24 protein-coding genes are annotated in these 19,717 nt (G+C 64.9%); 12 read left to right on the forward strand and 12 right to left on the reverse strand.

Features of this window, described 5'->3' with window-relative positions; all coding sequences use genetic code 11:
* Window positions 1-5: 5 nt before the first annotated feature.
* The 7 genes from NGM06_RS05380 to NGM06_RS05410 all read right to left on the reverse strand — a co-directional run bounded on the left by NGM06_RS05380 (window position 6) and on the right by NGM06_RS05410 (window position 6,841).
* Window positions 6-1,409 carry an arylsulfotransferase family protein gene (locus NGM06_RS05380; protein ID WP_254269288.1) on the reverse strand — a complete coding sequence of 468 codons (1,404 nt, stop codon included), beginning with the start codon at window positions 1,407-1,409 and terminating at the stop codon, window positions 6-8.
* A 78-nt stretch (window positions 1,410-1,487) separates the two neighbouring features.
* On the reverse strand, window positions 1,488-1,781 hold the full coding sequence (locus NGM06_RS05385) for a hypothetical protein (RefSeq protein ID WP_254269289.1): 294 nt from the start codon (window positions 1,779-1,781) through the stop codon (window positions 1,488-1,490).
* A gap of 177 nt (window positions 1,782-1,958) precedes the next feature.
* Window positions 1,959-3,380 (reverse strand): NCS2 family permease, encoded by a 1,422-nt coding sequence (locus NGM06_RS05390; protein WP_254269290.1) that lies wholly within the window; start codon window positions 3,378-3,380, stop codon window positions 1,959-1,961.
* A gap of 129 nt (window positions 3,381-3,509) precedes the next feature.
* The gene (locus tag NGM06_RS05395) at window positions 3,510-4,922 is read right to left on the reverse strand and encodes an NCS2 family permease (RefSeq protein WP_254269291.1); all 1,413 of its coding nucleotides are present in this window, start codon (window positions 4,920-4,922) and stop codon (window positions 3,510-3,512) included.
* A 74-nt stretch (window positions 4,923-4,996) separates the two neighbouring features.
* Window positions 4,997-5,713, reverse strand: coding sequence for a phosphoribosyltransferase family protein (locus tag NGM06_RS05400; RefSeq protein ID WP_254269292.1), 717 nt, complete (start codon window positions 5,711-5,713; stop codon window positions 4,997-4,999).
* Window positions 5,714-5,887: 174 nt separating this feature from the next.
* Entirely contained in the window at window positions 5,888-6,409 is a 522-nt protein-coding gene (gene pyrE / locus NGM06_RS05405; protein ID WP_254269293.1) for an orotate phosphoribosyltransferase, read from the reverse strand.
* A 72-nt stretch (window positions 6,410-6,481) separates the two neighbouring features.
* Window positions 6,482-6,841 carry a winged helix-turn-helix transcriptional regulator gene (locus NGM06_RS05410; RefSeq protein ID WP_254269294.1) on the reverse strand — a complete coding sequence of 120 codons (360 nt, stop codon included), beginning with the start codon at window positions 6,839-6,841 and terminating at the stop codon, window positions 6,482-6,484.
* 139 nt (window positions 6,842-6,980) lie between these two features.
* Between NGM06_RS05410 and NGM06_RS05415 the strand changes: the two genes are divergently transcribed.
* A complete protein-coding gene (locus NGM06_RS05415; RefSeq protein ID WP_254269295.1) occupies window positions 6,981-7,391 on the forward strand; it encodes a DoxX family protein in 411 nt (136 codons plus the stop codon).
* Window positions 7,392-7,486: 95 nt separating this feature from the next.
* Here the strand turns inward: NGM06_RS05415 and NGM06_RS05420 are convergent, their stop codons facing one another.
* Window positions 7,487-8,032 carry a CDP-2,3-bis-(O-geranylgeranyl)-sn-glycerol synthase gene (locus NGM06_RS05420; RefSeq protein ID WP_254269296.1) on the reverse strand — a complete coding sequence of 182 codons (546 nt, stop codon included), beginning with the start codon at window positions 8,030-8,032 and terminating at the stop codon, window positions 7,487-7,489.
* A 67-nt stretch (window positions 8,033-8,099) separates the two neighbouring features.
* Between NGM06_RS05420 and NGM06_RS05425 the strand changes: the two genes are divergently transcribed.
* The 6 genes from NGM06_RS05425 to NGM06_RS05450 all read left to right on the forward strand — a co-directional run bounded on the left by NGM06_RS05425 (window position 8,100) and on the right by NGM06_RS05450 (window position 11,887).
* A complete protein-coding gene (locus tag NGM06_RS05425) occupies window positions 8,100-8,327 on the forward strand; it encodes a hypothetical protein (protein WP_254269297.1) in 228 nt (75 codons plus the stop codon).
* Window positions 8,328-8,386: 59 nt separating this feature from the next.
* Window positions 8,387-8,893, forward strand: a complete 507-nt coding sequence (locus NGM06_RS05430; RefSeq protein WP_254269298.1) for a metal-dependent hydrolase — start codon at window positions 8,387-8,389, stop codon at window positions 8,891-8,893.
* Between the two features lie 212 nt (window positions 8,894-9,105).
* Window positions 9,106-9,528: a hypothetical protein gene (locus NGM06_RS05435; RefSeq protein WP_254269299.1), complete on the forward strand. Its 423-nt coding sequence runs from the start codon at window positions 9,106-9,108 to the stop codon at window positions 9,526-9,528.
* Window positions 9,529-9,573: 45 nt separating this feature from the next.
* A complete protein-coding gene (locus NGM06_RS05440) occupies window positions 9,574-10,218 on the forward strand; it encodes a twin-arginine translocation signal domain-containing protein (RefSeq protein WP_254269300.1) in 645 nt (214 codons plus the stop codon).
* 95 nt (window positions 10,219-10,313) lie between these two features.
* Entirely contained in the window at window positions 10,314-11,150 is an 837-nt protein-coding gene (locus NGM06_RS05445; protein ID WP_254269301.1) for a proline dehydrogenase family protein, read from the forward strand.
* Between the two features lie 128 nt (window positions 11,151-11,278).
* Window positions 11,279-11,887, forward strand: a complete 609-nt coding sequence (locus NGM06_RS05450) for a DUF502 domain-containing protein (RefSeq protein ID WP_254269302.1) — start codon at window positions 11,279-11,281, stop codon at window positions 11,885-11,887.
* A 30-nt stretch (window positions 11,888-11,917) separates the two neighbouring features.
* Here the strand turns inward: NGM06_RS05450 and NGM06_RS05455 are convergent, their stop codons facing one another.
* Both NGM06_RS05455 and NGM06_RS05460 read right to left on the reverse strand, forming a co-directional pair.
* Window positions 11,918-12,853, reverse strand: a complete 936-nt coding sequence (locus NGM06_RS05455) for a branched-chain amino acid transaminase (RefSeq protein WP_254269303.1) — start codon at window positions 12,851-12,853, stop codon at window positions 11,918-11,920.
* Window positions 12,854-12,976: 123 nt separating this feature from the next.
* Window positions 12,977-14,050, reverse strand: coding sequence for an ABC transporter ATP-binding protein (locus NGM06_RS05460; RefSeq protein WP_254269304.1), 1,074 nt, complete (start codon window positions 14,048-14,050; stop codon window positions 12,977-12,979).
* A 179-nt stretch (window positions 14,051-14,229) separates the two neighbouring features.
* Between NGM06_RS05460 and NGM06_RS05465 the strand changes: the two genes are divergently transcribed.
* From NGM06_RS05465 to NGM06_RS05485, 5 genes are all read left to right on the forward strand, one after another.
* Entirely contained in the window at window positions 14,230-15,375 is a 1,146-nt protein-coding gene (locus NGM06_RS05465; protein WP_254269305.1) for an ABC transporter substrate-binding protein, read from the forward strand.
* A 15-nt stretch (window positions 15,376-15,390) separates the two neighbouring features.
* Window positions 15,391-16,323 (forward strand): ABC transporter permease, encoded by a 933-nt coding sequence (locus NGM06_RS05470; RefSeq protein WP_254269306.1) that lies wholly within the window; start codon window positions 15,391-15,393, stop codon window positions 16,321-16,323.
* Between the two features lies 1 nt (window position 16,324).
* The gene (locus tag NGM06_RS05475) at window positions 16,325-17,209 is read left to right on the forward strand and encodes an ABC transporter permease (RefSeq protein WP_254269307.1); all 885 of its coding nucleotides are present in this window, start codon (window positions 16,325-16,327) and stop codon (window positions 17,207-17,209) included.
* Between the two features lie 195 nt (window positions 17,210-17,404).
* Window positions 17,405-17,845, forward strand: a complete 441-nt coding sequence (locus NGM06_RS05480) for a DUF4383 domain-containing protein (RefSeq protein ID WP_254269308.1) — start codon at window positions 17,405-17,407, stop codon at window positions 17,843-17,845.
* Window positions 17,846-17,903: 58 nt separating this feature from the next.
* Window positions 17,904-18,143 carry a hypothetical protein gene (locus tag NGM06_RS05485; protein WP_254269309.1) on the forward strand — a complete coding sequence of 80 codons (240 nt, stop codon included), beginning with the start codon at window positions 17,904-17,906 and terminating at the stop codon, window positions 18,141-18,143.
* A 61-nt stretch (window positions 18,144-18,204) separates the two neighbouring features.
* Here NGM06_RS05485 and ribB read toward each other — a convergent pair whose 3' ends face one another.
* Together ribB and NGM06_RS05495 are read right to left on the reverse strand one after the other, a co-directional pair.
* Complete coding sequence (gene ribB, locus NGM06_RS05490; protein ID WP_254269310.1) at window positions 18,205-18,861, reverse strand: 3,4-dihydroxy-2-butanone-4-phosphate synthase; 657 nt, start codon at window positions 18,859-18,861, stop codon at window positions 18,205-18,207.
* Window positions 18,858-19,565, reverse strand: a complete 708-nt coding sequence (locus NGM06_RS05495) for a DUF120 domain-containing protein (RefSeq protein ID WP_254269311.1) — start codon at window positions 19,563-19,565, stop codon at window positions 18,858-18,860. The genes ribB and NGM06_RS05495 overlap by 4 nt, the downstream gene beginning before the upstream one ends.
* Window positions 19,566-19,717: the final 152 nt, after the last annotated feature.

Here is a 19,717-nt window from a genome sequence, read left to right on the forward strand (position 1 = left end):
ACCCTTCACTCGACCGGCCGCCGCACCCGACTCACGACCGTCGAGATTCCGCGTCGGATGCGGTGGCGCTGATACACCGCCTCGCCGAGACCCCACGCGAGTACCGTCCCGCCCGCCAGAATCGCGCCGAGGAACTCCCAACTGGTCATCCAGACGGGGCGAATCCACGGCGTGACGTGCGCCCAGACGCGAGCGAAGTGGTTGGCCTGTCCGGCCACCGGCGTCCCCTCGAACGCCTCGGCCAGCCAGAACGACACCGTCTTGGTGTCGCCGCCGACCTTCAGACCGCTTCCGCTGAGGTTGTACTCGCCCGTCTCTCCCATGTCCCGCGCGGTCGGGCCGCCCGGTTCGTCGCCGTAGGTGATGCGCTCGGCGTCGTAGGGTGCCCACGGCGCGTGGAACTCCCAGACCACCTCGCCCGTCGGCGTCGTCTCGAAGACCCGGTGATGCATGGTGTCTACGACCAGCGTGTTGCCGTTCGGCAGGCGGTCGGCGTCCCGCGGCCAGTTGAGTCCCCTCGTCCCGACGCTCCACGTTCGAGTCCACCCGCCGGAGTCGTTTCGCGCGTACTCCACGACGCGGTCGTTCTCGCTGTCGGCCACGAGAACCGTGGGCGTCCCGTTCTCGCTCTCGAGGTACTGGGGGTTGTGCTGTTCGTACAGGGTGGCGTGGTCGCCGTCGCTGCCCAATCGCATCGTGACGCTGTCCGTCGAGCGATTCACGACGATCACTTGGTCGAAGTTCCGCGGCGAGACCAGATACTCGCCCTCGCCGATTTTGTCCACGTCGTTGACGTGCGTCCAGTCGTTCTCCCCGCCGCCGCCCGACGGGGTGTAGCCGTGGTTCTCGAACTTCCACTCCCAGACCGTCTCGTCGGTCGTCGTGTTGTAGACGAAGATGCGGTCGCCGAAGTCCGGGGCGCGCATGTTGGCGACGAGCAACTGGTCGCCGTTGATTCGGTCTACGTCGTGGGTGTCGTGGATGGGGAGGCGCTCGGTCCAGACGCGCTCTTGGGTCTCGGGATTCAGTTCGTAGACGAGCGTCGCGTTCGGCGTCGTCGCCGTCACGAGCAGGTTGCGGTTCTCGAGCGGGTCCACGTCGTAGAACCACCGGGCGTCGAATCCCGACCCGTTGTGGACCCACTTCACGCCCCCGCGCGGACCGACCGCGACGAGGCGCGCGGGCTTGTTGGCGTTGGCCATCCCCTGAAAGTGGAACCCCTGAATCGAGATGACCGTCGTGCCGTTCGCGGAGTCGTCCACCGACGCCCGGAGGTTCGTCGGGTCGTCGGTCGTGGCGAGGTACGTCGCGCCCGAAATCGCCGCGGGCGCGACCAGTGCGAGGACGACGAGTGCGACCGCGCCTCGGACCAACCACCGGCGGGGAATCGGACGACTGGGGCGGTTCATGTCGTCTCCGACGAAAGCGACCCGATTAAAAGTGGGGGCCTGTCCCGCCTGTCGTTCGCCGAACGGAGTCCGACGGTCTCAGACCGGGAGTCGGTCGGCGAACGCTTCGACGCCCTCGTCGCCGACCCCGTATCCCGTCACCCGACGTCCGTTGCGCATGAACGTGGTGTACTCCGGGGACATCACGCCGATGACCCTCTCGACCGGAATCGAGACGTAGTCGTACTCGTCGGTGGCGACTTGGTCGAACCCGACCACCCAGTCCCAGTCCTCGATGACGAACGCGGCGTCGACTTTCGTCGCCTCCTCGTCGGCGTAGTAGATGCTCGCTATCGGTTCCTCCCCCGGTCCGGTGATCTCTGGCTCGTCCATCGTCGGATAATATAATCGACATCTGTCGAGATAAGCGTTTCTACGGTGAGAGAGGCCCTGTAACCCGACAACGACGGTGGACCGGCGAGGAAAACGGCGAGTGACTACGAGTGAGAGAACGGCGAGTGAGAACTGCGAGGAGAGTGAGAAACAGTTAGACGCGGCGACCCGCGGGACTCAGAGGTTCCCTTGGAGCAGTCCGCTCGTCCGGACGAAGAAGTAGACGACGAACGCGGCCGCCAGCACCCAGTGGCCGGGTCGGGTGTCCTCGACTTCGCCCGCGGCGAGTTTCACGATGGGGTAGGAGACGATGCCCGCCGCGATGCCGTAGGCGATGGAGAACGCGAACGGCATGATGAGGATGGTCATGCCCGCGGGGATGACGTTCGTGATGTCGCTCCAGTCGATATCGACCACGTTCTGGAACATCACGACGCCGATGACGACCAGCGCGATGTGGGAGGCGTACAGCGGAATCGCGGCCGCTATCGGGATGAACGCCAGCGAGAGCAGGAAGAGGAGCGCGACCGTCAGCGCCGTCATTCCGGTTCGGCCGCCTTCCTCGACGCCCGAGGCCGACTCGATGTACGTCGTGACGGTCGAAGTGCCGAGCATTCCGCCGACGGTAGTCCCTATCGCGTCGGCCATCAGCGGCTTGTCGATGTCCGGCAGGTTCCCGTTCTCGTCGAGGAACCCCGCGATTTGCGAGACGCCGGTGAGGGTGCCCGCAGTGTCGAAGAAGTCCACGAAGAAGAACGTGAAGACGACGAGCGCGAACGAGAAGGCCTCGACGTCTCCGAGGCCTTCGAGGAACGCCCCGGCGACCGGCGCGATGTTGTACGTCACCTGCGTCGAACTGGGGGTCAGCGTCCCGCCGGGCACGAGACCGAACCACTCCGCACCGTAACCCAGCGCGCTCGTGAGGACGATACCGAGGACGATGGACCCCGGAATCCCGCGGGCGTAGAGCGCGAACGTGACGAACAGTCCCACGATGGAGACGATTGCGACAGGACTCTGGCCGACTTGCGCGAGCGCGACGATGGTTCCCGCGTCGCCGGTGATGATGCCCATCGCTTCGAGTCCGATGATGGCGAGGAAGAGACCGATACCCGTCCCGACCGCCAGTTTCACCGGTTCGGGGAAGATTCGGATGACGTACTCGCGCGCGCCGACGGCGGTGAGCGCGATGAAGACGATGCCTTCCACGAAGACGGCCGCCAGCGCGGTCTGCCACGAGATACCCATCGACCCCACGACGGTGAACGCGAAGAAGGCGTTCAGTCCGAGTCCCGGGGCCTGCGCGAACGGTCTGTTCGCGTACAACGCCATCGTCAGCGTCGCCACCGCCGCCGCGATGATGGTGACGACGGCCAGCATCGAAGTCGTCTGACTCGTCGAGTACCCCTGTAGTTGAATCGCCTGTGCGAGAATCTGGGGGTTGACCACGACGATGTAACTCATCGTCAGGAAGGTGGTCAGGCCCGCCAGAATCTCCGTCCGAAGGTCTGTGCCGTGTTCCGAGAAGCCGAAGTACTCCGCGAGCGCGCCGGAGTTGCCCGAGTCGGAGTGGGAGTCGCTTGTTTCTTCAATCCCCATGTTGCACGAGTGGGCATAGTCTCGAAAGCGTACTTAACTATTCCCATCGAATCTCAGCAGTGATGCACAAATATGCATTAATTCACCCCCGGAAACCGTGAGGGGCCCGGGGATTCTGCACGGACGTGCCTACGTCAACGACGTCGCCACGCCGCCGGTCCGCACGAGGAAGTACAGGACGAAGGCGGCCCCGAGCAGCCACTGGCCCGCGGTGACGTCGCGGCGCTCACCGGCCGCGAGTTTCACGAGCGGATAGGAGACGATGCCCGCTGCGATGCCGTAGGCGATGGAGTAGGTGAACGGCATAATCAAGATAGTCATGCCTGCGGGGACGACGTGTGTGATGTCGTCCCAGTCGATATCGACCACGTTCCGCAGCATGACGACACCGATGACGACCACCGCGATGTGGGAGGCGTACAGCGGAACCGCGGCCGCGAGCGGTACGACCGCGAGCGCGGTCAGGAAGAGGAGACAGACGACCAGCGCGGTCAGTCCCGTGCGCCCGCCCTCCTCGATGCCGGTCGCGGACTCGATGTACGTCGTGACCGTCGAGGTGCCGAGCATCCCGCCCACCGTCGTCGCCACGGCGTCCGCCAGCAGCGGTTTCTCGGCCTCTGGCAGGTTCCCGTCGTCGTCGAGGAACCCCGCGACTTGCGACACGCCGGTCAGCGCCCCCGCGGTGTTGAAGAAGTCCACGAAGAAGAGCATGAACACGATTAGCGCGAACGCCGACACGTCCACCGTAGCGAACCCGCCGACGAACGACCCGGCCAGCGGCGAGATGTCGTACGTCGGCGAGACGCTCCCGGCGACGAGTCCGGCGTTCTCGGGAACTAGTCCGGCCGCGGTGACGAGCCATCCCAGCACCGTCGTCCCGACGATTCCCAAGACGACCGACCCGGGCACGTCGCGGGCGTAGAGTCCGAACGTCCCCAACAGTCCGACGACCGAGACCATCGCGACCGGGTCGGAAGCGACGCCGCCGAGCGTCACGAGCGTCGCGGAGTCGGCGACCACGACGTGCATCTCTTTCAGGCCGATGAGCGCGAGGAACAGACCGATACCGGTCCCCACCGAGAACTTGACCGGTTCGGGGAACAGGCGCATGATGAACGTCCGCGCGCCGACGACGGTCAGCGCCGCGAACAGAACTCCCTCGACGAACACCGCGGCGAGCGCGGTCTGCCACGGGACGCCCATCGACCCCACGACGGTGAACGCGAAGAAGGCGTTCAGTCCCATCCCCGGTGCCTGCGCGAACGGTCGCTTGGCGTGGACGGCCATCACGAACGTCCCGGTCGCGGCCGCGAGAATCGTGACGACTGCCAGCATCGCGCGCACCTCCGCGGTCGAGTGGCCCGCGATGCTGATTCCGTCTCGCACGGCACTCTGTGGATTGTCGGCTAACACGGCTGGGTTGACGACGACGATGTAACTCATCGTCAGAAACGTAGTCAGTCCCGCCATCACCTCCGTTCGAACGTCGGTGTTCCAGCGCTCGAACTCGAAGTACTCGGCGACGAACTCGGTGACTCCCATTACCACCAGTTGACCAGCGGTATCGCGAATTTAACCGTGTCGAATCGCCGTCCCCAGTTCTCAACTCGCCGACGCTACTCCTCGAACGTCGTCAGCGCGCCGACCGGGGCGTCGGTCCGGCCCTTCGCGCGGTCCAGTCCCTCGTCCCCGGCCGCGATGAGGGCGAACACCCCACCCACGCGGGCGTCGGCGCGGTCCACGATGTCGAGCAATAGTTCTTGGGTCTCGCCCGACCGAATGAGGTCGTCCACGACCAACACGGTCTCTCCCGAACCGATGGCGGACGCCGGGAGGTAGTACGTGAGTTCGATGCCCGACTGGAGGCGCTGGCGCGACTCGATGAACTCCTCGACTGCGGTCTCCTTGGACTTCTTGGCGTAGGCGACGCGGGCGTCGAAGTACCCCGCCATCGCCGCGCCGAGGGTGATGCCGTCGGTGGCAGCGGTCAGCACCACGTCGGGTCGTTCGAAGTCGAAGGTCTCTGCGGCGACGGGGGCCACGAGGTCGAGGAACGACTGGTCGAAGACCACGTCGGAGTTGTCCACGTAGCCTTCCTCGTCCACCCGAATCCGGGCCTCCAGTTCCGCGGCGAGTTCGTCCCGGCCGACGCCGCCGACGATGTCTCGCGCCCTATCGACGCTCGGCAGGACGTGACCGTTGACGTAGCGGTTCAGGTCGCCCGCCGGGAGACCCGTCACCTCGGCGAGTTCGTCGTAGGTCCGGGTCTCCTTCAGCATCCGTAGCACGGCGACCGCCTGCAACTGGAGGGTCGCCTTCTCTGCGCGGTTCATATCTCCGTCCGATGTATTCCACGAACTTGAATAACCCGATAGTCGGGCGGGAGAATCACGGCAGGACTGCGCAATCGTGGTTGTGCGTCTTCGTGCAACTCCGGGCGACGGCAGCACGCCGTCGCGGTCGTTCGGTGTCGAGCGAAGACGGTACTGCGTGACGAGCGGAGGCGGCTACTCGGCGTCGAGCAGTTCGGTCGCGGTCAGCAGCGATTCGAGTTCCACGTCGTACTCCGCGAGGTTCTCGGTCGCGCCCTCCTCGCGGTCCACCACGACGAGGACGCGGTTCACCGTCGCGCCCGCGTCTCGCAGGGCCTCCACGGCGTCGGCGGCGCTCTGGCCGGTCGTCGCGATGTCTTCGAGGACGACGACCTCCTCGCCCTCGGCCAGTCGTCCCTCGACGAGGTTGGCCGTGCCGTAGTCCTTCTGCTGTTTCCGGGCGATGACGTAGGGGTTGCCGGTCTCGACGCTCGTGACCGCCACGAGTGGGACCCCGCCGAGCGCGACGCCCGCGAGTTTCTTCTCCCCGACTCGCTCGGCGAACGCGCGGGCTATCAGTTCGAGGCAGTGGGGGTCGGTCTCGAAGAGGTACTTGTCCACGTAGTAGTCGCTCGTGCCGCCGTGGGAGAGTTCGAACTCGCCGTACTTGACCGCGTCCGCGTCCCGGAGCGCCGCGATGAGTTCCTCGTTCGTCATCGTCGGAGAGTCGGGGCGGCGGGAGTGATAAGCAGTTTCGTTTGGGCCGGGGGCGAGTGCGGTGGCAGCGACTCAGTCGTCGGTCTGCGCGACGTCGAGCCACTCGTCGGCCCAGCCTTGGAGTTCCTCGAAGACCGGGCAGAGGCCGCGGCTCTTCTCGGTCAGGCTGTAGTAGGTGGCGATGGGCCTGTCCTCGACGCGACGGTTCACGAGTCCGGCCTCCTCCAAGTCGTCGAGGACCCGCGAGAGCGTCCGGGAACTCGCGCCGGTCGAGCGTTCGAGTTCGTTGAATCGTTTCTCGCCTTCGCCGTGCAGGTCCGAGAGGACGACGAGTCGCCACTGCGAACCGATTTGCTCGATGGCCTCGACCATCGGGCACGCGTCGCTGTTCTTCTCCTCGACACTGTCAGATTTGGTACGGATGGACGACATAGCTGATAGCTACTAACTGTATCATCGCCAAACGCACAAGTAGGTTCCGATGCGAAGTAGGTTACGTGATGAAACCTACTATCGAAGTTCCAGCACAGACCCGCGCGACGACTGCTCTCTCTGCGGAGGTGACGGTCTGATGGCGGTCGAAACCGTCAGTTCCGTCGCGTTTCTCGTGGGTCGGGTCCTCTTCGGCGGTGTCCTCGCGTTCATGGGCCTGAACCACTTCCTGCAAGCGGACCAGATGTCGGGGTACGCCGAGGCGAAGGGGGCACCCGCGCCGACCCTCTCGGTGTACGCTTCGGGCGCTCTCCTCGTCGGCGGCGGACTCTCCGTCCTCCTCGGTATCCTCCCGCTGTTCGGCGCGGCCGCGCTCGTCGCGTTCCTCGTGGTCGCCACGCCGATGTTCCACGACTTCTGGTCGGTCGAGGACCCCCAGCAGAAACAGCAGGAGATGACCGACTTCCTGAAGAACGTCGCACTCGTCGGCGGAGCGCTCGTCCTACTGGCTATCAGCGGCGGGTCGTGGCCGTTCTCTGTCGGTATCTGAAGCGGAACACTCGACTCGCTTTTCCGAAAACTCCTGTATCACTTTCGAACGGAACCGCTCTGCTACAACAGGGTCGAAGTCACCGAAGCGGTCGGTCACCACGGTTCGTCTTTCAGGCCGAGCGCGTAGGCGATGGCGTTCGTCACCAGATGCAGCAGCGGCGTCACCACGAGGACCACCGCCAGCACCGGGAGCGTGAACACGTCGCCGAACCAGTCAGGCGCGGCCAGAAACGAGAGCAGGAACGCGAATGCCACGAAGTCGAGTTGGTCCACGCCGGGGAACGACGCGCCGCGCTGGCGGCCGGTCCGGCGCTTGACGAACGAGGCGGCGACGTCGCCCAGCATCGCGCCCGCCGGGAGCGCGACCACCACCGAGAGCGGGAACGTCGGCAGGCCGACGCCGAGCAGGTCCGAGACGCCCGGTTCGACGGCGTTGAGGACCAGCGCCAGCGCCGCGCCCGCGGCGATTCCGGCCGCGGTACCCCGCCACGTCTTCCCGTCGCCGAGCAGTCGCCGCCCGTTCCACGTTCGCCCGCCGTCGATGGGTCTCCCGCCGCCCGCCAGTACCGCGGCGTTGTTCGGCACGTAAGCGGGCAACATCGCCCACAGCGCGACCGCGACGATATCGAAGACGCCCATGTGACGACACGCGAACCGGCGGCCCTTAAGAACTTGAGGTTCGCTCCCGCTCGGCGACGAGATTTAGGTGGGACCGTCCCGTACGCCCGCCGTGATTCGCGTGCTCGAACCGATGTCGCCGCTCGTCGGGTCGATTCTGCTCTCGTACTGCCTCTGGCAGTTGGCCTTCGACCCCGTTCGGGGACCGATTCCGGGGCGGTGGCTCCCGTACGTCGCCCTCGCGCTCGGTGCCGCCGCGGGACTCGGACTGATAACGTGGGGGTTCCACCGTCTCGACCTCCTGCGCCGCCCGTGACGCCCCGCGATAACAGTTAATTAGGTCAACGACGTAGCCCGGCCACGACGCTCTGTTCCATGTATCCAACCGGTCACTACGGCGTCGCCCTGCTGTTCGCCGTCCCGTTCGTGGTCCTGCTCGGTCGAAAGTCCGGAACGGTGTTCACCACGTTCGTCCTCTTCGTGGCCCTGCTCCCCGACCTCGACTTACACATCCCGGGCGTGATTCATCACGGGGTGACCCACACGTTCCTGTTCGGCGTCGTCGGTGGACTCGTCGTCGGGGTGATGGCCGTCGCGGTGTTCCTCGTCTACGTCGCGCTGACGGGTCCGCCTCGGTCGTCGCGACTCACGACGCGACGCGTCTTCGTCTGGGCGACTACCGGCGCGTTCCTCGGCGTCGCCAGCCACGTCGTCGCCGACGTCCTCGTCTTGCTTCCCGGTCGGGAACCAGTGAGTCCGTTCTGGCCGGTGCTCAGTCGGAAAATCCACATCGAGGCCCTCCCGCTCGGCGCTCCCCTCCGAAATCTCGGGCTGATGGCGTTCGGACTCACTGCTCACGCTCTCGTCTTTTACTACGAGTAGGCGGTCGCTGGGAGCGCGGAACTCGATTGGTAACACGATGTCCGGAGGATATCCCCCGACAGAATCGCCGGTGACCGCCGCTATCCTATCTTAAGTAAAACGGCGTTACAACCGGCTAAGACCGGCTTAACTCGGTAACTGGCCGACGATATTAACCGGGTGGATGGGGTTAGTACGGATGTCCTGACGCGGGACAGAGACTCTCTAAGACAATGATGGGGAACCAGAACAGCGACAGCACGGCGAGCGAAGCGGCGTTGCAGGACAACGAAACGAGGGAGGCGTACATGTTCCAGAACCAGTTCTTCCCGGAAGGGCAGTTCCACGTCGTCTCCTCCCAACTCGAGGGGATGTCGACCCCTGCCGGGGCGGGTGAGGGCCAGTTCCTGTCGAGTTTCACGAACCGGCTCATCCAATACACGAACGCGCGCAACACGTTCGCGTTCTTCTTCCCGTACCAGGACGCCGAGATAGAGCAGGGCGTCCTCTACCGCCTCGGGGGCGACTGGGAGGACATCGGCGAGGGGAACAACGGCGGCGGTGACACGCCGACGTCGAATCTCATCAACGTGACGTTCACGCCAGTGAGCGACCAGGACGACGGCGACGGCTGGTTCGACCGTGACGACGTCTGAGACGGCGAACAGTTCGCTAACCGATTCGACTCATATCACACAAGAATGACGGACAACGAAAGTATACTCGACGGACTCACGGACGAATCGCGCCGGTCGTTCATGAAGAAGAGCGCTATCGCGTCGGGCGGCCTCGCCATGGGGCTGTCCGGGACGAACGCGGTCTCGGCACAGGACGGCAACAATCAGGAAAACGTCATGCGCGGACTGATGTTCAACACGCAGTTCCATCCGCGCGCGCAGTTCACGATCGCCTCCCAGCAGATCGACTGGGCCCCGGTCGAGACCGACGAGGAGGGCGACAACTTCCTCAACGAGGCGAACGACGAACTGCTGTTCGACAATCCCGAGGTGTTCGCCAACTTCAACACCAGGGTCATCAACTACCAGATCGGCCGTCAGTCCTGGGCGCTGCTGTTCGTCCAGCAGGACGCGAACGTTCAGCAGGACCAGGTGTACGAACTGAGCCCCGCCTTCAACCCGTTCGGGACCGACGACTTCCAGCAGTTCGGCATCGACCAGAGCGTCAACGACGAACTGTTCACCGAGAACGGCGGCAACGAACTCGGCATGGTCACCGTCGAGTTCTCGCCGGTCCAAGGTGGCGGTGGCGGCGGCCAGCAGGGCGGTGGCGGCAACCAGACCGACGGCAACGAGACCGACGGTAACGCGACTGACGCCGGGAACTGACCGCCGAGCCGATTCGGACGAGCGGAGCGCTCATTTTTCGCCGACCGTATCGCGGATGCCTACTTTATAAGACGAGGGGGTGCAAACTCCCGACCATGATACCCCCTATCGCCAGTCGGTTCGTCGCCGGGGAGTCGCCCGCCGAGGCGCTCGACCACGCCCGGCAGTTGAACGACCGGAACGTGAAGGCCATCCTGAACCTGCTCGGCGAACACTACGACGAGCGGCGGCCCGCCGACGAGGACGCCGAGGCGTACCTCCGCATGGTCGAGGACATCGAGAGCGCGGACGCCGAGGCCTGTATCTCGGTCAAGCCCTCGCAGGTGGGTCTCGACGTGGGAACCGAGGTGTTCCACGAGAACGTCGAACGCATCGCCGACCACGCCGCCGAGCGCGGCGTGTTCGTCTGGATAGACATGGAGGACCACGACACGACCGACGCGACCCTCGACATCTACGAGAAACTCGCGCAGAAGCACGAGGGCGGCGTCGGCGTCTGCGTGCAGGCGAACCTCAAGCGGACCGACGACGACCTCGAACGCCTCGCGGACCTCCCCGGTAAGGTCCGACTGGTGAAGGGGGCCTACGACCCGCCCGCCGAAGTCGCGTACGAGGAGAAGTCGGCGGTCAACGCGGCGTACGAACGCCAACTCGAGTACATGTTCAGCAACTTCGACGGCGGCATCGCGGTCGGGAGCCACGACCCAGAGATGATAGCCTACGCCGAGGACCTCTACGAGGAGTACGGGACCGACTTCGAGATTCAGATGCTGATGGGCGTGCGCGAGGACGCACAGTACGACCTCGCCGGGGAGTACGAGGTCTGGCAGTACGTCCCCTACGGCGACAAGTGGCTGTCGTACTTCTACCGGCGCGTGATGGAGCGCAAGGAGAACCTGCTGTTCGCAGTTCGGGCAATCGTCGGGCGGTAGGACGGGAACCGACTGTCCGGCCCTCGGAGTCTGACGCCTTGATAGCGACCTGAACCGACTGGGTTCCGTTGCCTTCGCCGGACGGATAGCATCTAGTTTATGGACCTGCGGTCGGATACTCCCGATAAATGTCCTCGTGGAAACGCGACGTCGCAAGTGGACTCATCGTCATCCTGCCGCTCCTGGTGTCGGCGTACATCATCGCGTACCTGTATCTGGCCATCGCCGGGATTCCCGTCCTCCAAGACATCCGGCCCCCGCTCCGCGTACTGACGGTGCTGGTCGTCTTCTCGATGCTGGTCCTCAGCGTCGGGTACATGATGCGGACCGCGGTCGGGTCGCTCGTCGAGGGTGCCATCGACGGCGTGATGAATCGGGTCCCCGGTCTCCGGGTCGTCTACAACGCCTCGAAGATGGCGGCCGAGACCGCGCTCTCGGACACGACCGACCTGCAGGCCCCGGTAAAAGTGGAGGTGTGGTCGGGGATGCGGATGACCGCGTTCAAGACGGGCAAGACGACCGACGACGGCCGGGAACTCCTCTTCCTCCCGACCGCACCCAACATCACCACCGGATTCGTCGTCGAAGTCGAACCCAGCGACTTTCAGGAGACCGACGAAAGCGTCGAGGACGCGCTGACTCGCATCCTCAGCGCCGGATTCGGCGAGACTAGCGAGGCCGGAATCCCCATCGACGTCGAGGACGAGAAGGAGACGCAGTCGCCGCCGCCGCAGTGAACTGACTCTACGAAAAATCGCGTCGCTTCGTTACGCTTCGACGTAGTCGAACCACTCTTCGTAGTCGTCGGTGCGGCGGTTCACCACGTCGAAGAACCGCGACTGAATCTCCTCGGTGACGGGACCGCGACCGCCGTCTCCGATTTCGACGTTGTCCACCTGCCGGATGGGCGTGACCTCGGCGGCCGACCCGGTGAAGAACAGTTCGTCGGCGGTGTTGAGTTCGCCACGCGAGATGGTCGCGCCGTCGTGGACCTCGTAGCCCATGTCCTCGGCCAGCGTGATGACCGAATCGCGGGTGATGCCGTCGAGGATGCTCTCGGCGAGACCGGGCGTGTATATCTCGTCGTCGCGGACGAGGAAGAGGTTCTCGCCCGGACCCTCGGCGACGTTGCCCTCCTTGTTGAGGACGATGGCCTCGGCGTAGCCGTTCCGGCGGGCCTCCTCGCCCGCGAGCATGCTGTTGACGTAGAGGCCCGTGGTCTTGGCGTTGGTCGGAATCTGGCTAGAGGCGTGCTTGCGCCACGACGACACCATCACTTCGACGCCGTTCTCGAGCGCCTCGTCCCCGAGGTACGCGCCCCACGGCCACGCCGCGATGGCGGTCCGCGTCGGGTTGTCGCCGGGACTGACGCCGAGACTGCCGTACCCGTAGAACGCGATGGGTCGGACGTAGCACGACGCGAGGTCCTGTCGGCGGATGAGTTCCTTGGTCGCCGCCGTCAGTTCCTCGGGGTCGTGGTCGATTTCGAGGTCGTAGGGCTTGCACGACTCGTAGAGTCGGTCGAGGTGTTCGTCCCATCGGAAGATAGCCGGTCCGTTCTCGGTGTCGTAACAGCGGACGCCCTCGAACACGCCGCTCCCGTAGTGCAGGCCGTGCGTGAGGACGTGGATCTGTGCCTCGTCCCAATCGACGAACTCGCCGTCCATCCAGATCGTGTCCACGTCCATCTCGTCGAAGCTCATACGTGCAGACGTTCGGAGGCCTCCTTTAAGAGTCTTCACGGTTCGTCACGGACGATTACCCGGGTCGAGGCGTCGAGTCGTACCTGAGAACGAGAGATGTATCGACGCCCACCGCGACGCCCGTTACTTCTCGAAGACGACCGGGGCGTCCGCGGCGACGGCGAATCCCGCGCGTTCACCTCGGGAGACGGGACTGTCGCGGCCCTGCATGACGACCTGCACGTCCGAGAGACCGTCCGCACCCGCGTCCACGACGTAGTTGGTCTGGTCGCCCTGGAAGTACCGTTCGACGATTTCGCCCTCGAAGGTCGCGTCGCCGTTCTCCGCGAGTCGGAAGTCCTCCGGTCGGATGGAGACGGTCACGTCGCCGTCGCCCACGCTCTCGGCGGGGGTGAACGAGAAGCCGTCTTCGCCGCCGACTTCGACCGTGGTCCGGCCGTTCTCTTTCGTCGCGCGGCCGTCGAGCAGGTTGGTGTCGCCGATGAAGTCCGCCACGAACTCGCTGGCGGGTTCCCGGTATATCTCCTCGGGCGTCCCGACCTGTTCGATGCGGCCCTCGTTCATCACCGCGAGTCGGTCCGAGAGGGTCATGGCGACCTCTTGGTCGTGAGTGACGTAGAAGAACGCGCCCTGCGTCTTCTCGTGAATCTCGCGCAGTTCGACCTGCATCTGCTTGCGGAGTTTCCGGTCGAGGCTCGACAGCGGTTCGTCGAACAGCAGGACGCTGGGTTCGTTGACGAGCGCCCGCGCCAGCGCGACGCGCTGTTGCTGGCCGCCCGAGAGGTCGTCGGGATTCCGGTCCTCGTAGCCGTCGAGGTCCACGAGTTCGAGGTATTCCTTGACGTACCGCTCGCGCTCGGACTGCTCGACGCCGGACTTCTCCAGACCGTAGGCGACGTTGTCGCCGACGGTCATGTGCGGGAACAGCGAGTGGTGCTGGAAGACGAGGTTGGTGTCCCGAGCGTCCGGCGGCACGCCCGCCATGTCCCGGCTGTCGATGTGGACCGACCCTCTGGTCGGCGTCTCGAACCCGCTTATCATCCGGAGCGTGGTGGTCTTCCCGCAACCGGACGGTCCGACTAGCGAGAAGAACTCGCCCTCGTTCACCGACAGATCGACCTCTTCGACGGCAATCACGTCGCCGAACTCTTTGCGGACGCCGTCGAGGGCTATCAGCTCATCGACACCTGTTGTCATACGGCATCGTAGCACACTACTCCGCATAAACTGTTTCGGAACACTCGGCAGTAGTCGTAAATACTCTACAACTTGGCGGTGGAATTTTGCCATTCGGTTCAAAAAACCGCCGTATTGTCAGAAATCTATATGCTCGTATGGAGTAAGAACTAAGGTGCACCTCTTTGAGGTGTCATGACATGCCCAAGAGCTGGGACGATAGTGGCGACGAATCGGAGACGGCGAACGGACGCGGTAACGACCGCCGGACGTTCCTCAAGGCGACGGGTGCCGCCGGTACCCTCGGCCTGACTGCGGGGTGTATCGGCGGCTTCGGCGGCGGGAGCGGCGGAACGACCACCATCAACATCCTGACGTGGGAGGAGTACGCCGACCTCAAGAAGGACATCGAGAGTCGTCTCGACGTCGAGGTCAAGTTCACGAAATCGACCTCCTCGTCGAAGATGTTCTCGTCGTGGAACTCGGGCCAGAACTCGCAGTACGACATCGCGGTTCCCAACAACAACTACGTCCCGAAGATGATGGACGCCGGTCTCGTGGACTCGGTGCCCGAGGACGTGGTCTCGAACTACAGCGACACCTACGACGTGTTCAAAGGGTTCGCCGACAACCAGTTCACGGACGGCGGGAACATGTACGGCGTCCCGATTCGGTTCGGTTGGTACGGCTACTCCTACGACTCCCGGAAGGTGGACGACCACGAACCCACCTACGCGAAACTGTTCTCCGACGAGTACGACGGCAACATCGTCATGTACGACAACCACTTCAAGGCGATGAGCGCCGCGGCGCTCTATCTGGGTCACCGCGACGCGTTCGAGGGCGACAAGATCACGCTCTCGGAGGACCAGATATCCGAGGTCAAGCAGACGATGATAGACCAGAAGCCCATGCTGCAGGGCTACATCGCCGCGGACCCGACCTACATCAAGTCGCTCAAGCAGGGGAACTTCGTCATCGGCCAGTCCGGCCGGAACGAGATCGTCGAGATGTGGGCCAACGGCACCGACTGGCCCGAGATGGCCGCACCGAAGGAGGGGTCGCTGGCGTGGTTCGAGTCGGCCGTCGTCTCGAAGAAGTCCGAGAACAAGGAGACGGCGTGGAAGGTCGTCAACGAGTTCATCGCCCCCGAACTCGGCGCGAAACTCGCGAAGGTCGGCTACTCGCCCAGCGTCAACCCCAACACGCAGGACCACCTCAGCGACGAGGAGAACGAGATGTACGGCTCGGTCGACCCCTCGCGCCTCCAGCAGATGATTCCGTTCAAGGCCGTCGAGAACGAGGATGCCTGGATCAAGGCGTGGGAGGAGATCAAGACCGCGTAATCGGCTCTGGCTCTCATGTCTGTAGACTCACCTCGTCGGTCGGAGACGCTCCGCGAGCGGTTCGTCGGCGCGTTCTCGTCACCGGGAACGCGGCTGTCGATAACCGCCGGTCCGGGGCTGATTTGGCTGGCGCTGCTGCTGCTCGCACCGCTCACGTTCATGGTGACGGTTAGCTTCCTGAACGTCAACGACGCCTACCAGATAGTGTGGCAGCCGACGCTGGACAACTACGCCCAACTGGGGACCGGCGACGGCGCGTTCTGGAACAGTTCGTTCTTCAAGTCGCTGTTCCTGTCGTACTTCATCGCGGCGGTGACGACGGTCCTCTGTCTGGTGCTGGCGTTCCCGCTGGCGTACCTGCTGGCGCGCCGCGGCGGCACGACGTTCAAGGTAATCATCTTCCTCGTGCTGCTGCCGTTCTTCACGATGTACCTCGTGCGGGCGTACTCGTGGTACCTCATGTTCGGCCAGAGCGGCGTCATCAACAGCGCGCTGATGCGCATCGGGCTGGTGAGCGAGCCGGTGGGCCTGCTCAACTACGGCATCCCGGCCATCGTCGTCGGCCTGACCCACGCGTACTTCCCGTACATGCTGCTGTCGCTGTACGCCAGCCTCGAAGGGCTGGACTTCTCGCTGGTCGAGGCGGCGCGGGACCTCGGCGCGAGTCGGTCCGAGGCGCTGAAGGACGTCATCCTTCCGCTCGTCCTGCCCGGCATGATAAGCGGGAGTCTGTTCGTGTTCGTGCCCGCGCTGGGCGCGTTCATCACGCCGCGGTTCCTCGGACAGGGGAAGGTGCTGATGGTCGGCCAACTCATCGAGAGTCGAATCAACTCGCTGTACGCCATCGGATTCGGGAGCGCGGCGTCGATGTTCATCGTCCTGAGCATCGTCCTCGCGTTCGTCCTCTCGTTCCGGTACGTCAGCATCGAAGACCTCGGGGGTGCCTGAGATGGCGACCGAAACCGGCACCTCGACCGAGGACGCCAGAGAGTCCACGTCGCCGTCGCGCCTGCTGGACCACGAGCGCAAGGAGTGGCTGCTGAACCGTAGCCTCTGGTTGGTCGCGGGCGCGCTGCTGGTGTTCCTCTGGATTCCGCTGCTCGTGATGATGTTCCTCTCGTTCGCGGTGAACGCCAGCACGTTCTTCCCGTTCGAGGGGTTCACGCTGGCCCACTACACCGCGACGTTCGCGGACGAGACGCTGATGTTCGCGCTCTGGAACAGCATCCAGATAGCCACCATCTCGGCGTGTATCGCCACGGTGCTCGGCGTGCTGGCGAGTTTCGCGCTGGCCCGGTACGACTTCCCGTTCAAGGAACTCTACCGGACGTTCGGCATCCTGCCGATGGTGATTCCGGGCGTGGTGATGGGCATCGCGCTGCTCATCTACTTCCGGACGCTGCTCGGGATGACTCCCGGGTTCCTGACCGTGGTGCTGACCCACAGCGTCTACGGGTTCCCGTTCGTCCTGCTGATGGTCACGTCCCGACTCTACACGTTCGACGAGTCGCTGGAGGAGGCGGCGCGTGACCTCGGTGCCGACCCGATGACGGTGTTCCGGGACATCACGCTTCCCATCGTCGCACCCGCCATCGGGGCCGGGTTCCTGTTCGCGTGGATTCGGTCGTTCGAGGACTTCATCCGCGTCTACTTCGTGAAGGGGACGATGGACGTGCTGACCACGTCGATGTACTCGATGATAAAGTACGGGACCGCGCCGAAGATGAACGCCATCTCGTCGTTCATCGTGTTCGTCATCGCGGCGGTGCTGGCGGTGGCGATGAACGTCGGCAACGTCGCCGGAATGGTCGCCGGGACCGAAGGCGACTCCTGACCGACGACTCCGCTTCGACGGTTCCCCTTCGTACTCTTTCTCGCGTGTCTGCGCGCCGACGAGACGCCGGTGGACTCGGGAGCACCTGCTGGTAGAGTCGGGAACGCCGGGGAACTCGAAACACCGGCGGAATCGCCACCGTCGGCGCTGCTTCGCGGCGAAAAGCCACTTCAGAACGCGAACCGAAGCGGACGCATGGCCGACTCAGACCTCTCGGGCGACGACCGGATTCGCGGCGGGACCCAGATATCCGTGACCGTGGTGCTCGGGGGCGTCCTGCTCGTCATGGGCATCGTCGGGTTCGCCTCGGGCGGCCAACTGCTCGTCTTCGGCGTCAACCCCTTCCACAACGTCTTCCACCTGCTGACGGGGGCGCTGGCCATCACTGCGGGCCTGTACGCCGACGGCGTGTACGCCGACGAGTTCAACAAGACCGCGGGCGTCGTCTACGGCCTGCTGGTCATCTTCCAACTCGTCGCACCGGATGCGGCCGCCGCGCTGCTGAACGCCGACCTCGCGGACCTCTGGCTCCACGTCGGTCTGGCGCTCGCGTTCGGCGGCGTCGGGTTCGCGCTCCCCGACCGCGAGCGCCGCGCGACCGAGACCGGTCAGGCGGCCGAGCGGAGCGGTCGCTGAGTCGTCGCGCGGTCGGCGTTCGACGCCGATAAATAGGTGGCCTCGAAACCCGCCGCGCGTGTTCGGTCTCCCCTCGCACGTTCGCCCGTCGGAGTGGATAACCGCCCTCGTGCTAGTCGCGGCGACCGGCGGTGTGGCGGTCCGCGCTTCGAGCGTCTACTCCGCTCGGCTGGCGGCCGGTATCGCCACGTTCCTGCTCGTCATCGACGTTCTGCTCGTCTGGGCGCTGTTGCGCAACAACTCGATTCGCCGCCAGCGAGCGCTACACCCGGAGCCCGCGCGGAAGTATCGAGAGTAAGAGTTCGGAACTACGCGGTCGGCGAGCGGTCGGCGCTGTCCGAGTCGACGACCGGTCGAAGCTATCCGAGTCGGTCGATGATGTCTGAGCCTTCCACGTAGGCGAGTCCGTGGCGCTCGGCGTAGGCCTTCGCGTCGGCGGGCGCGAGCGCCCCGCCGGTCTCCTCGTCCAGCATCTCACAGACCACGACCGCCGGCGCTAGACCCGCGGCCTCGGCCAGCGCGATGCCGAGTTCGGTGTGGCCCTCGCGGTCGGCCAGCAGGTTCGGCGCGGCCCGAAGGAGGTGGACGTGGCCCGGCGCGCGGAACTCGTCGGCGAACGCCGTGGCGTCGGGGTCGCTCGCGGCCGCCGCGAGTTCGGTAATCGTCTTCGCGCGGTCCTCGTCGGTGATGCCCGTGAAGGTGTCGCGGTGGTTCACCGGGAGCGAGAACGACGACCGCTCGTCGTAGCCGAGGTCGTGGTCCGCGCTCGCGGGGTGGTCCAGCGCTTCCTCCAAGAACGGCAGGCCGAACGCCTCGGCCACCTCGTTCGAGAGCGCGACGCAGATGAGTCCCCCGGCGTCGTTTCGCATCCGCGCGACGGCCTCCGGGGTGACCGCGCCCGCCGGGTAGACGAGGTCGGTCTCGCCCTCGCGGTCGGCGGCGTCGTGGACGAGCACCGGCGACCCCTCGCGGAACGCTTCTATCGCGGCCTCGACACCGACGACAGCCTGTTTCATGCTGTCTCCTCGACGTGGACGGTGACGTGGTCGCCGTCTTCGAGTTCCAGTTCCTCGCGGAGCTTCTCGGGCGCGATGACCTCCAACTGGTCCTCGTCGTGGTGGGTGCGCTCGGGAGCGATGGTGTGGGCCTGCTCGTACACTTCCCCGTCCTGCGTCTCGACCACGGCGGGGTAGCAGACCGCCGGGCCGTAGGTGCGCTCGTCGTCCTCCCAGCCGTCGATGTGGACCGGTTCCAACGCCTCCATCGCCGACCGGGCGCGGATGCTCTCGTCGGTGAGTTCGACGTTGAGCGTGCCGAGGAACGGTTCGTAACCGAGCCGGTCCTCGAACTGCTCCATGTACCCCGGGAGGGAGATGTAGTGGCGTCCCTCGCCCATCCCGCTGGTGACGGTGCCCGTCAGGTCGATTCCCGCGGGCGTCTCGAAGATGCGCCGGTAGTCCTCGTACTCGCGCTTGAGCGCCCACTTGCCGTCCTCGGTAATCGAGACCCACTGGCCGTCGCTGACCATCTCGCGCTCCACGAGCCCCGCGTCGTCGAGTTGCTGGAGTCGCCGAGAGGCGGTCTGGTTGGAGGCGTCGAGGCGGTCCGCGAGACCGGAACACGAGACCTTGACCTCCCCGTCCAGCCCGCCGTCGAGTGCGAGAAGCTTGAGTGCCGCGAGTTCGTCGTACCCGACTGCGCGCGGCCGTGTCGCTGACATGGTCGTCACTCCGGCCGCTCGCAATTTAAGGATAACGGATGCGGTACGGTTCCCACAATTGGAACGCGGGGCGTCCGGAGCTGACGAACTCCGGCCATAAATCCCAATTAGACTATATATTGTCCTTTAGGCTCGCCTAAAATCCGAAACCA

Origin of the sequence: Halorussus aquaticus (assembly GCF_024218795.1) — an archaeon.
Taxonomy (GTDB): Archaea; Halobacteriota; Halobacteria; order Halobacteriales; family Haladaptataceae; genus Halorussus; species Halorussus aquaticus.

Coding starts and splice junctions, on each gene's coding strand:
- NGM06_RS05380 (WP_254269288.1), bottom strand. CDS start 1,409: ATGAACCGCCCCAGTCGTCCGATTCCCCGCCGGTGGTTGGTCCGAGGC.
- NGM06_RS05385 (WP_254269289.1), bottom strand. CDS start 1,781: ATGGACGAGCCAGAGATCACCGGACCGGGGGAGGAACCGATAGCGAGC.
- NGM06_RS05390 (WP_254269290.1), bottom strand. CDS start 3,380: ATGGGGATTGAAGAAACAAGCGACTCCCACTCCGACTCGGGCAACTCC.
- NGM06_RS05395 (WP_254269291.1), bottom strand. CDS start 4,922: ATGGGAGTCACCGAGTTCGTCGCCGAGTACTTCGAGTTCGAGCGCTGG.
- NGM06_RS05400 (WP_254269292.1), bottom strand. CDS start 5,713: ATGAACCGCGCAGAGAAGGCGACCCTCCAGTTGCAGGCGGTCGCCGTG.
- pyrE (WP_254269293.1), bottom strand. CDS start 6,409: ATGACGAACGAGGAACTCATCGCGGCGCTCCGGGACGCGGACGCGGTC.
- NGM06_RS05410 (WP_254269294.1), bottom strand. CDS start 6,841: ATGTCGTCCATCCGTACCAAATCTGACAGTGTCGAGGAGAAGAACAGC.
- NGM06_RS05415 (WP_254269295.1), top strand. CDS start 6,981: ATGGCGGTCGAAACCGTCAGTTCCGTCGCGTTTCTCGTGGGTCGGGTC.
- NGM06_RS05420 (WP_254269296.1), bottom strand. CDS start 8,032: ATGGGCGTCTTCGATATCGTCGCGGTCGCGCTGTGGGCGATGTTGCCC.
- NGM06_RS05430 (WP_254269298.1), top strand. CDS start 8,387: ATGTATCCAACCGGTCACTACGGCGTCGCCCTGCTGTTCGCCGTCCCG.
- NGM06_RS05435 (WP_254269299.1), top strand. CDS start 9,106: ATGATGGGGAACCAGAACAGCGACAGCACGGCGAGCGAAGCGGCGTTG.
- NGM06_RS05440 (WP_254269300.1), top strand. CDS start 9,574: ATGACGGACAACGAAAGTATACTCGACGGACTCACGGACGAATCGCGC.
- NGM06_RS05445 (WP_254269301.1), top strand. CDS start 10,314: ATGATACCCCCTATCGCCAGTCGGTTCGTCGCCGGGGAGTCGCCCGCC.
- NGM06_RS05450 (WP_254269302.1), top strand. CDS start 11,279: ATGTCCTCGTGGAAACGCGACGTCGCAAGTGGACTCATCGTCATCCTG.
- NGM06_RS05455 (WP_254269303.1), bottom strand. CDS start 12,853: ATGAGCTTCGACGAGATGGACGTGGACACGATCTGGATGGACGGCGAG.
- NGM06_RS05460 (WP_254269304.1), bottom strand. CDS start 14,050: ATGACAACAGGTGTCGATGAGCTGATAGCCCTCGACGGCGTCCGCAAA.
- NGM06_RS05465 (WP_254269305.1), top strand. CDS start 14,230: ATGCCCAAGAGCTGGGACGATAGTGGCGACGAATCGGAGACGGCGAAC.
- NGM06_RS05470 (WP_254269306.1), top strand. CDS start 15,391: ATGTCTGTAGACTCACCTCGTCGGTCGGAGACGCTCCGCGAGCGGTTC.
- NGM06_RS05475 (WP_254269307.1), top strand. CDS start 16,325: ATGGCGACCGAAACCGGCACCTCGACCGAGGACGCCAGAGAGTCCACG.
- NGM06_RS05480 (WP_254269308.1), top strand. CDS start 17,405: ATGGCCGACTCAGACCTCTCGGGCGACGACCGGATTCGCGGCGGGACC.
- ribB (WP_254269310.1), bottom strand. CDS start 18,861: ATGAAACAGGCTGTCGTCGGTGTCGAGGCCGCGATAGAAGCGTTCCGC.
- NGM06_RS05495 (WP_254269311.1), bottom strand. CDS start 19,565: ATGTCAGCGACACGGCCGCGCGCAGTCGGGTACGACGAACTCGCGGCA.